Here is a 12,860-nt window from a genome sequence, read left to right as displayed (position 1 = left end):
CACTTATTCTTTTGCAGCCTTGCTTCTTCTTGACTCCTTAGGGTCGTGCAGTAATGGTCGGTAAATTTCTACTCTGTCAAACTCCTTTAACACCCGATCCAGTTTGCAGGCGCTACTAAAAATACCAACCTTGGCTTGAGACAAATCGATTTCAGGAAAGCGCGTTATAACCCCGGATTTTATAATAGCTTCCTCGACTGTTGCACCCTCCGGTACTGTAGTATTTAAAATAACCTGGTTTTCCGGTTTAGCATAAGCGACTTCTACTCTAATGAATTTTTCAGCCATATATTTCCTTTGCACGCTCGGTAAACGAGGCCACCATAGTATTGCATATTTGATTAAAGACAGCCCCGAAAGCCAGACTCGCCAATTTTCCGGACATTTCGAATTCAAGATCCAATGAAATTTTACTCGCATCCTCACGCAGAGGCATAAAGTCCCATTTGCCTTCCAGGTGCGTGAATGGCCCGTTCAGTAGTTCAATCGTAATCCGACCGCCATGGTCCAGTTGGTTACGGGTTGCAAACGACTTTTTGAAACCTCCCTTAGCAATCATTAATTCGGCTTCGACAACATCGTCCTTGCGAGACAAAATCCTGCTGCCTGAGCACCAGGGTAAAAACTCCGGATACGCTTCGATATTATCGACCAGATCGAACATCTTTTGCGCGGAGTATTTAACCAACGCGCTTTTTTGTACCAACACCATTTTTAAAGCACTCCGACCACGTTCAAAAACACCAGAAAAACTGCTGCGGGAGAGACGTATCGAACCAGAAACCACCAGCCTTGGTAATATATTGGTTTGGAACTGCGCAATTCATGCTCGCTATCTTCGGGTCTCATGATCCAACCGGCAAAAACGGCCACACAGAAACCGCCGATGGGTAACAATAAATTAGCCGTCAAATAATCCAATAAATCGAAAATGGATCGGTCGAAAATTTTAAAATCCGACCAAACATTGAAAGAAAATACCGTGCCTAATCCTACCACCCACGTGGCAAGCCCGGCCCAGACACATGCTTTCTTGCGATCGACTTCTTTGTTTTCGACCAGCCATGCAACAGCCGGTTCGATTAGTGAAATTGACGAAGAAAGCGCCGCAAAAACCAGCAGAACGAAAAACAAAATGCCAAACAGCCAGCCGCCGGTCATATTGCCGAATGCAATCGGTAGCGTTTGAAAAATCAACCCGGGTCCGGCAGCGACTTCCAGGTTATTTGCAAAAACAATTGGAAAAATCGCGATACCGGCCAGCAAAGCAACAGCGGTATCGGCTCCGGCGATCAAGATACTGGTCCGTGTAATCGAAATGCTATTCGGTAAATAAGAACCGTACACCATGATCGCGCCTATGCCTAGGCTCAATGTAAAAAACGCATGCCCCATTGCGGTTAAAACGGCTTGACCGGTAATTTTGCTAAAATCCGGATTGAACAAAAAGTTAATGCCTTGTTGGTAAGACCCGGTCGTCATCGCATATGCAACCAGCAACATTAAAATAACAAACAAACCGGGCATCAAAAATCTGACTGCTTTCTCCAAGCCGCCGGCTACCCCTCTCGATACCACTAGCATGGTCATCAGCATAAAAATACTATGCCAAAAAATCTGTTGCAGCGGACTGCTCATTAGACCGCTAAAAGTATTCTTGATTGCTGTGCCGTCCGCACCGGAAAAGCTACCTAAAAAAGCTTTGAAAACATAGGCGATACCCCAACCGGCTACTACGCTGTAATAAGACAAAATCAAAAATCCGGAAATAACGCCCAACCAACCCACATAATGCCATTTAGGATCGGCATTCGCCTCATCGGCTAAATCCGACATCGTATTAATGGGGCTTTGCCGTCCGCGGCGACCTATGAGCGTTTCCGCCATCATAATCGGAAGGCCGATCAACAGAATACATAGCAGATAAACGATAACAAAAGCTCCGCCACCGTTTTCTCCCGCAATATAAGGAAATTTCCAGATATTGCCTAAACCGACCGCCGAACCGGTCGCCGCTAAAATGAATGCTAAGCGCGACGACCATTCACCATGAATTGATTTCTTTGTTTGCGTCATTTCCGTGCCTGTTCTTTGCTATAAAGCTAAATAATTATTAATAAATCGAGTAAAATACCAAAATTATTAGATCCCGTCAGTTTATAAATCCACTTAACACGCCATGGCCGATAAAAAATCGAAGAAAAAAAACAAGTCGCAAAACAATACTATCGCCACCAATCGCCAGGCTACGCACGAATATTTTATTGAAGAACGCTTTGAAGCGGGTCTAGTCTTAGAGGGGTGGGAAGTCAAGAGCCTGAGAGAAGGCCGGGCGCAACTAAAGGAAAGTTATGTACAAATCAAGCGAGGCGAAGCGTGGTTGTATGGCGCTCATATCTCGCCGCTATTGTCCGCTTCCACACATGTCAATCCGGATTCGATACGCGGTAGAAAACTGTTGTTGCATCGCCAGGAATTGAACAAATTGATCGGCAGCGTCGAGCGCAAAGGGTATACGTTGATTCCCTTATCGATGTATTGGAAAAACGGCCGAGCCAAAATTGAAATCGGCTTGGCCAAAGGCAAAAAATTACATGACAAGCGGACAGCGTCTAAAGATCGAGATTGGCAGCGTGAAAGAGAACGCCTGATGAAACATGCCTAAATACATGGTTAACAGTGAACGGTAAGCGTCCGCGAATTTTTCAGGCGGCAATGATTCGATAACAATACCTTACATAACAATGACTTTGACACGATTTCTAGACAACATAAAAAACAATCGACCGGTCGGTTTCGATGAAACGATGGCCGTGATTGCCGAACACTACGAATATCAACCTGCCGAATTTAGCAACGGCCTCGAAGATAATGAATTGATCAATAAAGCGGGTACAAACGAAGGCTCCTGCAAAATTTTCGCGTTCGCAAGAATGAACGGACTCGATGAGCAACAAACTTTGAATCTGTTCGGCGATTATTATCGCTTGGACGTGTTGAACGATCCGACCGGAACCGGCCATCAAAACATCCGAAATTTCATGCGCTACGGCTGGCAAGGCATACAATTCAAGGGTATGCCGCTTACGCTCAAATAGCCGTTTCGGAGCGATGTCTACGTGGCGGCTAAAAACTAAATGGATATCGATTTTCTGATCGTAGGACAAGGACTGGCCGGAAGCCTGCTTGCTTTTGAGCTGATACAACGCAACGCACGGGTCATGGTCGTCGACGACGGCCGCGAAAATGCTTCACAAGTCGCGGCCGGCCTCATCAATCCTGTTACCGGCATACGCCTGGTCAAAACCGATCGGGTCGACGATTTATTGCCGGAAGCAAAAGCGCTCTACAGCCGCCTGTCGAAAGTCTTCGCCCGGAATTTCCTCGTAGAAAAAACGATGTTTCGCCTGTTGTGCAACGAGGCCGAAGTCGCGCAATGTCAAAAGCGCTTGAATGCCACGGAATATGCTGCCTACCTATCGAAAATACATCCACGAGAATCATTCGCTTATCCGTTTCAAGACTGTCGATGGCTATTGGAGCAAAAACAAACCGGCTATCTAAATACCCGTCCGCTGCTCGACGCTTTGCGGGACTTCTTTATCGGCATCGACAGTTATCGAAATCTCACGTTCGATTTTCGTGGCGCACAAGTGGTTGAGTCTTTCTATCGGCAAGGACTCAAGCCGAAACGGATCGTTTTTTGCGAAGGATACCGCTTAATCCATAACCCTTGGTTTTCCTGGTTACCATTGCAAGCGGTCAAAGGCGAGATACTGACCATCGAAAGCGACTTTGCCTTACCGGAACAGATCATCAATTTCGGCAACTGGCTGATTCCCATCGGGAAAAACCGTTGCCGGACCGGTGCGACATTCGACAGGCATTGCACCGATACAGCCATTACAGAGCAGGCCAAGCACCAATTGATTCAATCGCTTGCCAAGATAGATCCACGTTTCGGGTCCAAAACGCGCATCGTCGATCAACAAGCCAACATCCGCCCCTGCACGCCGGACCGAATGCCTTTTCTAGGCAGGCATCCCGCAAATCCCCAGCTTTGGGTATTCAACGGTTTCGGCGTCAAGGGCAGCCTGCAAATCCCGTGGTACAGCCGTCATTTGGCCGATGCCTTGCTTGACGGCTCAGACTTGGATAAACACTGCAACATCCGGCGATATTATGAAACGCATTTCCTTGGTTCACGAAGCGCATAAAGCCCTACAGACTGTATTGCAAGCCGGCGATTACGCGGTCGATGCCACGGTCGGCAACGGGCACGATACGCTGTTTCTGGCTCGGCATGTCGGCCCCGACGGCATCGTGTTCGGGTTTGACATTCAACAACGCGTGATCGATCAAACGCGGCGCGGACTCGAACTGGGAAAAATCGACACTCGGGTTGAGCTGTTCAGGGTGAGTCATGCGGAAATGACAAACATAATTCCCATGCAATTTCACGGGCGCATCAAAGCGGTCATGTTCAATCTGGGATATCTTCCCGGCGGCGACAAATTGCTGATCACTCGAACCGATACGACGATTGCCGCGCTGAATCAGGCCCTTCGAATGCTTGCACCGGCTGGATTATTGACGATACTTGCCTATCCGGGCCATCCCGGCGGCGATCAAGAAGCCGATGAAGTCGACAAATGGTGCGCCGGATTGGAGGGTTCCCGTTACGATAAGTCATGCATCAACAGTCAGGAAAATCAAAATAGTACGCCCCGGCTATACCTCGTTAGACCAATCTGAAATTCTAGAACACGAGTTAAGCGTCACTTAAGTTTTATATGTTTGGCCTTTGACCGGTCATATCGATTCCTCTATACTTTAATAGCGATACGATACTATTTATCACTACAACGGAGAGAATCAATGTATAAATTCAAACCCATCGCGATGGCCTTAGTCTTGACATTCGGCGCTTATGCTCCAAGCAGTCATGCGGAGGAAAGCTATTTTTCACAAGTTGGCGATAAGTTTTTAACCGGGTTTGCAAACATTTTTACCGGTATCGGCGAAGTACCTAAAAATATCGTCGATGCCAGTAAAAAAACCAATCCGGTCGTCGGTTCAACCGGAGGTTTGATCAACGGTACATTGCATACATTGGGAAGAACCGCATCCGGAGTCTTTGACGTGATAACCAGTCCGATTCCAACCAAAAGCATGGTAGAACCCAAATATGTTTGGTCGGAATTCGATCAAACCACAACCTACGGCGGTACTTTCAAGTAATCTCCAACCCTGCTCCCCGAAATTCTTCAGGGGAGTTTTTTTGTCCTTTCCGATCTCAATTTTTCCTTAAAAAGTTACCCACAAAAGCTGTGGATAACTCTGTGGATTGATTGTTTTTTTAATCGCTAAAGTACCGGTTTTATTGCGCTTCAGTTAAATTGTCCAAAATCGATACAGGCAGCTTATTAAACCAAAAATCAATAACTTACATTGAAACTTGATGTTTCAATGGCTTATGGAAACAAGCTGGATAAGTCCTTGATTTATGCTGTGCACAACTCGTAGCGACTCCGAACTATTGCCGCTGATCCCAGGCCTTTTCGATGCAGGCGACCGGGCACGCATAGACCTTGTTGGTTTCCACCTGTTCGGCGGCCATAATCCATTTCGGACGCATCGTTTGCAGCCAGCAATGCACAATCAATTTCGCCATAACCGGCCTCGATTTAATTGAATCCGGCCTGCTGTAGTTTTCGGCGGGGTTCTCATGACGCAGGTCCTGAATGCTCAATGCTGCGACGATGATCGCTACTTCGTTTAGATACTGATATTCGTCCGCGCGCAAACAGTTACAGCTTGGCTCTTAATTTGGCTGATAACTTTACGCAATCAGAAATAACTATATTGACAAGCAGAGGGACATTAATTAAAATCATTTACAAATAGGAATCATTATCGTTTGTATTATGATATGATTTTATTTTGCAATTTCTACTCAAATCGATGATTCGCATTGAAGACGTAAAGACAATCGATAATATCTTCAAAGCATCGTCATAGGAGGATCATGAACAACGAATTCAACACGCCATTGTTGAGCGACGCGCAAGCGAAACAAACGACCGAGACCGAAAAGCGCAGAATCAGCAGTCAGGCTCTCTTCGGTTCCCAGAGAGAAATTTTGATTACCCACTCAGATGACGAGTATCGCCTGCGTATCACCAACAACGGCAAATTGATTTTGACCAAATGACATCTGCGTCGATTCATCCGCTATATGGATACACGAGAACCAGCCGTGTGTTCTATTGAGATTGAAGACATGCTTTGAGGATCATGATTGGACTAAAAATAAAACTTCCGTCAGCCGTAACCTGCGACGTCGAGTATTCGCGACTTGCAACAATACCGAGTGCTGTGTACGGCTAAGCCGCGCAACACGATTAATATGCATTTCAACCCCAAACCTACCAGCCACCCAGCAATTTCCCGCCAGGCAGCCAGAATCATGAATCGAGCAATTTTGAGAGAAAGTTTATGCCGAAACAATATTCGCCTGCAAAAGGATCAAACGCAGCTGCCGCTCTAATTGCGCTCGTGCCGCTGAGCGCCGCGCTCAGCACTGTGGCATTGGCCGAAGAACCGGAAAGATCTGAAGATAAAACGACCGAAGTCCAGGCAATTGTCTTGCCGGAAATGAAAATAACCGAAAAAGCTGATGCCGAGGGTTACCGGGCAATCGATAGCCGCGTCGGCACCAAGACCGATACACCGCTAATCGAAACGCCGCAGTCCATCTCTGTCGTCACCAACGCCCAGATGGAAGCGCAAAACGTGAGCAACCTAGCGGAAGCCCTGCGCTACACTCCGGGCATTCAGAGCGAAACATTCGGCTTCGAACCGCGATTGACATTCATTAAAATCCGCGGCTTCGACGCTACCGATACCGGCGTCTACCGAGATGGACTCAAACTCAGTAATCCGGGGTTTTCCGTGGGCTACAGCTTGGAGCCTTATGGAGCCGAACGCGTTGAGGTACCCCGAGGTCCGGTCTCCGTGCTTTACGGCCAAGCCAGTCCGGGCGGCATGGTTAATTATGTGACCAAGCGGCCGGTCTTCGATTCGTTTGGCCAAATCAGATTCGAGGCCGGTTCTTTCGAACGGTTGCAAGGCGAAGTCGATGTCGGAGGAACGATCGACGAAAGGAAAACGCTTGCTTACCGCTTGACCGGATTGGTACGCGACAGCGACACGCAGGTCGATTTCGTCGAGGACAACCGAATTTACGTCGCGCCGGCTCTCACCTGGAAGCCCACCGAGGACACCACTCTGACCTTCCTAAGCCACTACCAAAAGGACGACACCAAGGCGTCGCAGCGGCTTCCGGCGGAAGGAACCTTGCGTTCTAATCCGAACGGAGAAATTCCGACGGACCGCTTCACCGGCGAACCCAATGTCGACGGCTACCAGAGAGAAGAATTCTCCGTTGCCTATCTGTTGGAGCACCGCCTCAACGAGGCCGTCACACTCCGGCAGAACGCACGCTATTATAGTAATGAAGTGGACGATCGCACCATCTTTCCGACCGCCTTGCTGGGAGATCGGCGCACGGTCAGCCGCGCCCTATTCGAAAGCTTCGGCGAAGTGCGCGGCTTCACTCTGGACAACCAAGCACAGTTCGAATTCACGACGGGGCCGTTGGGACACATGTTGCTGTCGGGGGTCGATTTTCAACATACCGACTCCGAATCCCTCCAGACCTTCGGCGCTGCCCCCACTCTGGATCTTTTCAATCCGGTGTATGGTGCGCCCGTGGCCTCCGCAGCAACCTTCAAGGATGAATTATCCACTCAGGATCAAATCGGTCTTTATTTGCAAGACCAAATTAAGGTCGATGAAAAATGGCGGGTCTCCCTGGGTGGCCGTTACGATTTCGCCGACAGCGAAACCACCAATCGCCTCACCGGCGTTCGCACTCGGCAGAACGACAGCGAATTCACCGGCCGCGCCGGTCTGGTCTACTTAGCCGATAACGGTTTGGCGCCATACTTCAGTTATGCCCGTTCGTTCCTGCCGGTAATGGGCACGGACGCATCCGGTAAAACCTTCGTGCCGGAAACCGGAGAGCAATACGAATTCGGCGTCAAGTATCAGCCGGCCGGTTACAACAGCTTCATCACAGTCGCCTATTTCGATCTGACGCGGAAAAATTTTCTCACGCCCGATCCTATGACTTTCATCAATGTGCAAAGAGGCGAAGCGCATTCCCGCGGCGTCGAACTGGAAGGCGTCGCCAGCTTGGAAAATGGCCTGAACTTAACCGCCAGTTATACCTACACGGATGCTGAAGTCACCGAGAGTTCGTTTGCTGCGGAAATCGGCGAGCCCCTGGAATACGCACCCGAACACAAGGCGTCCCTGTGGACCGATTACACCATCCGGACCGGAATCGCCCAAGGGCTTGGCTTCGGCGGCGGGGTTCGCTTCCTTGGGCCGTCATACGGCAACAGCTTCGCCGCCCGCAACGACATTCGGATACCGGGGGCGGTTTTAGTCGACGCCGCGGTTCATTACGAATGGAAGAATTTTCAGTTGGCAGTCAATCTGCACAACGCTTTAGACAAGGAATACATTGCCACCGCCTTCACCAGCGGCGGCGAATTCGCCACGTTCGGTCCAAGGCGCGCTGTTACGGGTTCCATCGCTTACAACTTTTGACGAAAGTCTTGAATCATGCGGTTTGATCTTCTGAAAATTTGACTCTCAACGGGAGTAAGAACATGAACAGCGACACAACATTATTAACACTCGTCCAGGCAGACAATCGAAAAAATGAAGGTAACTTCAAATATCGCGAGCACATATTCACTGACAAGAATCTCGACTTTTACGAAAGCAGTCTGCTTCAAGGCATCAAATTGGTTCGAAATACTTTGACAACGGCAGCCAAACCGTTCAGTGGCGTTCTGCCTGGGGAATTGGCAACAGAGATCGACGCTATCGACATGAATCGTCCTCACGACGAAGTTGCCGATGCCTTGGCTGAGCTCAAGGCGATATACCTTGACCATGCGGTCTACTTTCATCATCCGCGTTATGTTGCACATCTGAACTGCCCTGTCATGGTACCTGCCCTTCTGGCGGAAATTCTGTCGTCCTCAATCAACTCCTCGGTTGATACCTGGGACCAAAGCGCAGGTGCAACATTGATCGAACAGAAGTTGATCGACTGGACAGCCGAAAAAATCGGGTTGGGCGCTTGTGCCGACGGTATCTTTACCAGCGGCGGCACCCAGTCTAATCTAATGGCCATGCTGTTGGCGAGGGACAATTTTTGTTCCGGAAAGTGGCCGGAGTGCAACAATAGAACCCAAGGATTGCCGGACCAATTCCGGAAACTTCGCACTTTCAGTTCCGAGGCGAGCCACTTCAGCGTGCAAAAAGCCGCGGCCATTTTGGGCCTGGGCTATGAGTCGGTAATTACGGTTCCTTGCGACCGATACTTCAGAATGGATATTCAGGCTCTAACACGAAGCATCGAAAGCTGTTTGGCCGATGGACTGATACCGATGGCGATCGTCGCTACCGCCGGAACTACCGATTTCGGAAGCATCGACCCTTTGCCGGAAATAGCCGAAGTGAGCCGCACCCACGGACTTTGGTTGCACGTCGACTCCGCCTACGGTTGCGGCTTGTTGGTTTCCCGAAAATTTCGCCATTTGCTGGCAGGCATCGAGTCCGCCGATTCGGTCACAGTGGACTATCACAAATCGTTTCTCCAGCCGGTGAGCTGCAGCGCCTTTCTGGTCAAGGACAAGCGCCATTTCGCCGCCATCCGGCACCATGCCGATTACCTAAACCCCGAAAGCGAAGCCGAAGAGGCCGTACCCAATCTGGTCGAAAAGAGCATTCAGACCACCCGCCGATTCGATGCGCTGAAACTCTGGCTCACCCTGCGCACGCTTGGAGCCGACCAAATAGGAGCGGCTTTCGACCACACGATTCATCTGGCTAAACAGACCTATCTGTTGCTGTTGTCGGACCCCGGCATCGAAACCCTTCATCAGCCGCAGCTCGGCACAGTAGTATTCCGTTACCGGCCTTCGCGCCGGCATTCCGATCAGGAACTGGACGACGCCAATGCCTATATCCGCAAAGCCCTGCTCAGATCGGGCGAGGCGCTGATAGCGGGGACCAAGGTACGCGACCGGCGATATCTCAAATTCACCCTGCTCAACCCGTGCACCACCATTCACGACATGCAAGCGGTGCTCAAGCTGATCAAACATCACGGGCAAATCTACTTCAAAAAGCAGGGCCAGAAGCCAAAACATGCGGCCGTTGGGCTTGTCGCTCAAACCTTCATGGGGGATGTGTGCGATGCATGAGACGACTTACGACGTGATCGGTATCGGCGTGGGACCGTTCAATCTGAGCCTGGCCTGCCTACTGCAGCCCATTCCAGAGGTCAAGAGCCTGTTCCTGGAAAAAAAACCGGGCTTCAACTGGCATCCGGGCATATTGTTGGAAAACGCGCACCTGCAGACGCCTTTTCTCTCGGACCTGGTCACTCTGGCCGATCCCACTAGTCCTTTCAGCTTCCTGAACTACATCAAGGAGAAAGGCCGAATCTACTCCTTCTATATCCGGGAAAATTTCTTTCTGCAGCGCAGCGAGTACAACCAATACTGTCAGTGGGCGGTAAGCAGACTGGACAATATCCGCTTCGGCATGGAAGTGGAACGCATCGACTACAGCGAAAGTTTGAACTCTTATGTCCTGACAACCCGAAGCGCAAGTACCGGGCAAGAGGAAAATTTTCTCGCCAGGAAACTGGTCCTGGGGACCGGCACTGTGCCCTATATTCCCGATTGCTGCCGCCCCATTGCCGAACAGGCGGCCCACTCGTCAAGCTACTTAGCCCGGAAACGGATGCTGCAGGAGAAAAAGTCGATTACCGTGTTGGGCAGCGGGCAAAGCGCCGCGGAAATCATCTACGACCTGCTGCAGGACATCGACCGATACGGCTACGAGCTAAGTTGGATTACGAGGTCGCCGCGCTTCTTGCCCTTGGAATACAGCAAGTTGACACTGGAAATGACGTCGCCTGAATACGTCGATTATTTCCATGGCCTACCCGCCGGCAAGCGCGACGCCTTGATCGGCAAACAAAAAAATCTGTACAAGGGCATCAACGGCGCTTTGATCAACGACATTTTCGACCTGATGTATGTCAAACGTCTCAAGGGCGACATATCGGTCAATCTGTTCACCAATTCCGAATTGACGGGTGCGGCATACGACCGCAATGCGGACGGTTTCGAACTGACCTTCTTTCAACAGGAACAGGAAGCAGCCTATCGTCACTTCAGCGAAGGTCTGGTTTTGGCGACCGGATACGCCTACCGCCAGCCGGATTTCGTAGCGGGCATCAGCGAACGAATTCGCCGAGACAAACAGGGACGCTATGCCGTGGCGCGGAACTACAGTATCGACCGGAACGCCGGTGAAATATTCGTCCAGAACGTCGGACTCAACACCCACGGTTTCGTGACGCCCGACCTGGGCATGGTCTGTTACCGCAACGCCTGCATCATCAAGGAAATCACCGGCCGGGAATACTATCCGATCGAACGGCGCATCGCCTTTCAGCAGTTTTCGGTACCGGAAGAAAAAATGCTCGCAGTAGAGCCGTTAGAGGCTAGAGTATGACGGCTTGCTCGAAATTTTTTTTGGTCGCCATGATCGGCGTTTCCGTGATCAGCGATTCGATGCTCATGCCCTTTTATCCGCAGTTCTTCGAGTCCGCATTTTCGGTTACCGACCCGCAACAGACCGGACTTTATCTAAGCGCCGTTTGTCTCGCCGTGATGGTGTCGTTTCCCGTATGGGCCGCGGTTTCCCGACAGATACCGGTGCTCAGGCTCTTGATTTATACTCAATGTGCCGCCGGCTTGTTGAGCCTTTTGTGTTACCGCGCGGACTCGCTGGCGTATTTCTGGCTGGTGTCGCTGACCATGCTGCTGTTCAAAGGCAGTTATTTGCTCATCTACCCCTATATCATGAGCCTTGAACCCAAAGATAAACACGGACGAACGATAGGAATGCTTGCCGTTCTCGTACATCTAGGCGGAATCTTGGGAGCTGCTGCGGGTGGAATAGTGCTGGAGGGCTTCGAGCCGCGGCAAGCGTTCCTTCTGATGGCTGCGGGCGATTTCGTACAAATGCTGATATGCGTATTTCTCCCCTCACCGACCGCATCGGAACCCGAAACGTCGAAAACTCCGGGCGGGCCGGAACCTGCCGAAGTTCCCTCCGGAATTATCTTGAGACTCGGCCTGATCATGCTGCTGTTTTATTTCAGCGTATTTCTGACACGCCCCTTTTTCGCCAGCTATTGGAAATCGATTTCCTCGTGGGACGGCGAGATCGTCTCGGGCCTAGTTTTCGCCATACCCGGTGCGATGGCACTCCTGGCCTTGTGCCTGAAAAGGGGCACGACGGCTAAAAACGGTATCATTCCGGCGATCCTTGCGGGCACTACCGGTCTGCTGCTCCAGGCTTCCGGGCAGGGGGCGCTGGTGCTGTCGGGGCGCTGCCTGTTCGGCTGGGCGTTGTTCAAAGCGACCGTGCGCTTGGATTGGTTGTTATTCGAATCCGCCAGTTCACATTCCTATGCCGCCGACTTCAGCAAAATCTATTTTTTCCAAAGCCTCGGGGCCCTGGTCGCATCCTATGCCGCCGGTTCCATCGTAGCGGAGTATGGCCTGCGGGCGACCTTTCTCGCCGGCGCGATCGGGTTGGCGGGCACGGCCTGCCTGTATGCGCTGCTCTTCAAAGCCGGGGCGAAATCGCCCGCGACCGTGCTCGAAACGCCCTGACTCCATGATCCTATATTC

General features: G+C 50.7%; 14 protein-coding genes. 10 read left to right on the top strand and 4 right to left on the bottom strand.

Features of this window, described 5'->3' with window-relative positions; translation table 11 throughout:
* Positions 1 to 3: 3 nt before the first annotated feature.
* From ACRJJO_RS02135 to ACRJJO_RS02125, 3 genes are read right to left on the bottom strand one after another with little or no spacing between them, the layout of a single operon-like run.
* Entirely contained in the window at positions 4 to 273 is a 270-nt protein-coding gene (locus ACRJJO_RS02135) for an RnfH family protein (protein WP_216844647.1), read from the bottom strand.
* 7 nt (positions 274 to 280) lie between these two features.
* Entirely contained in the window at positions 281 to 712 is a 432-nt protein-coding gene (locus ACRJJO_RS02130; protein WP_125219487.1) for a type II toxin-antitoxin system RatA family toxin, read from the bottom strand.
* Positions 713 to 714: 2 nt separating this feature from the next.
* The gene (locus tag ACRJJO_RS02125; protein ID WP_431064324.1) at positions 715 to 2,076 is read right to left on the bottom strand and encodes a sodium-dependent transporter; all 1,362 of its coding nucleotides are present in this window, start codon (positions 2,074 to 2,076) and stop codon (positions 715 to 717) included.
* Positions 2,077 to 2,179: 103 nt separating this feature from the next.
* On the opposite strand from ACRJJO_RS02125, the gene smpB reads away from it, so the two are divergent.
* The 5 genes from smpB (at position 2,180) to ACRJJO_RS02100 (ending at position 5,241) form a co-directional block, all read left to right on the top strand.
* Entirely contained in the window at positions 2,180 to 2,665 is a 486-nt protein-coding gene (smpB, locus tag ACRJJO_RS02120) for an SsrA-binding protein SmpB (RefSeq protein WP_431064323.1), read from the top strand.
* Between the two features lie 79 nt (positions 2,666 to 2,744).
* The gene (locus ACRJJO_RS02115; RefSeq protein ID WP_431064322.1) at positions 2,745 to 3,098 is read left to right on the top strand and encodes a HopJ type III effector protein; all 354 of its coding nucleotides are present in this window, start codon (positions 2,745 to 2,747) and stop codon (positions 3,096 to 3,098) included.
* 39 nt (positions 3,099 to 3,137) lie between these two features.
* Positions 3,138 to 4,217: an NAD(P)/FAD-dependent oxidoreductase gene (locus tag ACRJJO_RS02110; RefSeq protein ID WP_431064321.1), complete on the top strand. Its 1,080-nt coding sequence runs from the start codon at positions 3,138 to 3,140 to the stop codon at positions 4,215 to 4,217.
* Positions 4,183 to 4,755 (top strand): class I SAM-dependent methyltransferase, encoded by a 573-nt coding sequence (locus ACRJJO_RS02105; RefSeq protein ID WP_431064320.1) that lies wholly within the window; start codon positions 4,183 to 4,185, stop codon positions 4,753 to 4,755. Before ACRJJO_RS02110 ends, ACRJJO_RS02105 begins: the two co-directional genes overlap by 35 nt.
* Before the next feature lie 123 nt (positions 4,756 to 4,878).
* On the top strand, positions 4,879 to 5,241 hold the full coding sequence (locus tag ACRJJO_RS02100; protein WP_404361282.1) for an exosortase system-associated protein, TIGR04073 family: 363 nt from the start codon (positions 4,879 to 4,881) through the stop codon (positions 5,239 to 5,241).
* Between the two features lie 295 nt (positions 5,242 to 5,536).
* On the opposite strand, the gene ACRJJO_RS02095 is transcribed toward ACRJJO_RS02100, so the two are convergent.
* Entirely contained in the window at positions 5,537 to 5,806 is a 270-nt protein-coding gene (locus ACRJJO_RS02095) for an oligonucleotide/oligosaccharide-binding-fold domain-containing protein (protein WP_431064319.1), read from the bottom strand.
* A gap of 222 nt (positions 5,807 to 6,028) precedes the next feature.
* Between ACRJJO_RS02095 and hemP the strand changes: the two genes are divergently transcribed.
* The 5 genes from hemP to ACRJJO_RS02070 all read left to right on the top strand — a co-directional run bounded on the left by hemP (position 6,029) and on the right by ACRJJO_RS02070 (position 12,842).
* Entirely contained in the window at positions 6,029 to 6,214 is a 186-nt protein-coding gene (hemP, locus tag ACRJJO_RS02090) for a hemin uptake protein HemP (protein WP_431064318.1), read from the top strand.
* 344 nt (positions 6,215 to 6,558) lie between these two features.
* A complete protein-coding gene (locus tag ACRJJO_RS02085; RefSeq protein WP_431064317.1) occupies positions 6,559 to 8,679 on the top strand; it encodes a TonB-dependent siderophore receptor in 2,121 nt (706 codons plus the stop codon).
* A gap of 62 nt (positions 8,680 to 8,741) precedes the next feature.
* The gene (locus ACRJJO_RS02080) at positions 8,742 to 10,349 is read left to right on the top strand and encodes a pyridoxal phosphate-dependent decarboxylase family protein (RefSeq protein ID WP_431064316.1); all 1,608 of its coding nucleotides are present in this window, start codon (positions 8,742 to 8,744) and stop codon (positions 10,347 to 10,349) included.
* Positions 10,342 to 11,673: a lysine N(6)-hydroxylase/L-ornithine N(5)-oxygenase family protein gene (locus ACRJJO_RS02075; protein WP_431064315.1), complete on the top strand. Its 1,332-nt coding sequence runs from the start codon at positions 10,342 to 10,344 to the stop codon at positions 11,671 to 11,673. The genes ACRJJO_RS02080 and ACRJJO_RS02075 overlap by 8 nt, the downstream gene beginning before the upstream one ends.
* A complete protein-coding gene (locus ACRJJO_RS02070) occupies positions 11,670 to 12,842 on the top strand; it encodes an MFS transporter (protein WP_431064314.1) in 1,173 nt (390 codons plus the stop codon). The genes ACRJJO_RS02075 and ACRJJO_RS02070 overlap by 4 nt, the downstream gene beginning before the upstream one ends.
* The last annotated feature ends 18 nt before the right edge of the window (positions 12,843 to 12,860 follow it).

The organism is Methylotuvimicrobium sp. (assembly GCF_050611805.1).
Classification (GTDB): domain Bacteria; phylum Pseudomonadota; class Gammaproteobacteria; order Methylococcales; family Methylomonadaceae; genus Methylotuvimicrobium.
This window is presented reverse-complemented; position numbering and strand designations above follow the sequence as displayed.

Coding starts and splice junctions, on each gene's coding strand:
- ACRJJO_RS02070 (WP_431064314.1), top strand. CDS start 11,670: ATGACGGCTTGCTCGAAATTTTTTTTGGTCGCCATGATCGGCGTTTCC.
- ACRJJO_RS02075 (WP_431064315.1), top strand. CDS start 10,342: ATGCATGAGACGACTTACGACGTGATCGGTATCGGCGTGGGACCGTTC.
- ACRJJO_RS02125 (WP_431064324.1), bottom strand. CDS start 2,076: ATGACGCAAACAAAGAAATCAATTCATGGTGAATGGTCGTCGCGCTTA.
- ACRJJO_RS02080 (WP_431064316.1), top strand. CDS start 8,742: ATGAACAGCGACACAACATTATTAACACTCGTCCAGGCAGACAATCGA.
- ACRJJO_RS02130 (WP_125219487.1), bottom strand. CDS start 712: ATGGTGTTGGTACAAAAAAGCGCGTTGGTTAAATACTCCGCGCAAAAG.
- hemP (WP_431064318.1), top strand. CDS start 6,029: ATGAACAACGAATTCAACACGCCATTGTTGAGCGACGCGCAAGCGAAA.
- ACRJJO_RS02105 (WP_431064320.1), top strand. CDS start 4,183: ATGAAACGCATTTCCTTGGTTCACGAAGCGCATAAAGCCCTACAGACT.
- ACRJJO_RS02110 (WP_431064321.1), top strand. CDS start 3,138: ATGGATATCGATTTTCTGATCGTAGGACAAGGACTGGCCGGAAGCCTG.
- ACRJJO_RS02100 (WP_404361282.1), top strand. CDS start 4,879: ATGTATAAATTCAAACCCATCGCGATGGCCTTAGTCTTGACATTCGGC.
- smpB (WP_431064323.1), top strand. CDS start 2,180: ATGGCCGATAAAAAATCGAAGAAAAAAAACAAGTCGCAAAACAATACT.
- ACRJJO_RS02115 (WP_431064322.1), top strand. CDS start 2,745: ATGACTTTGACACGATTTCTAGACAACATAAAAAACAATCGACCGGTC.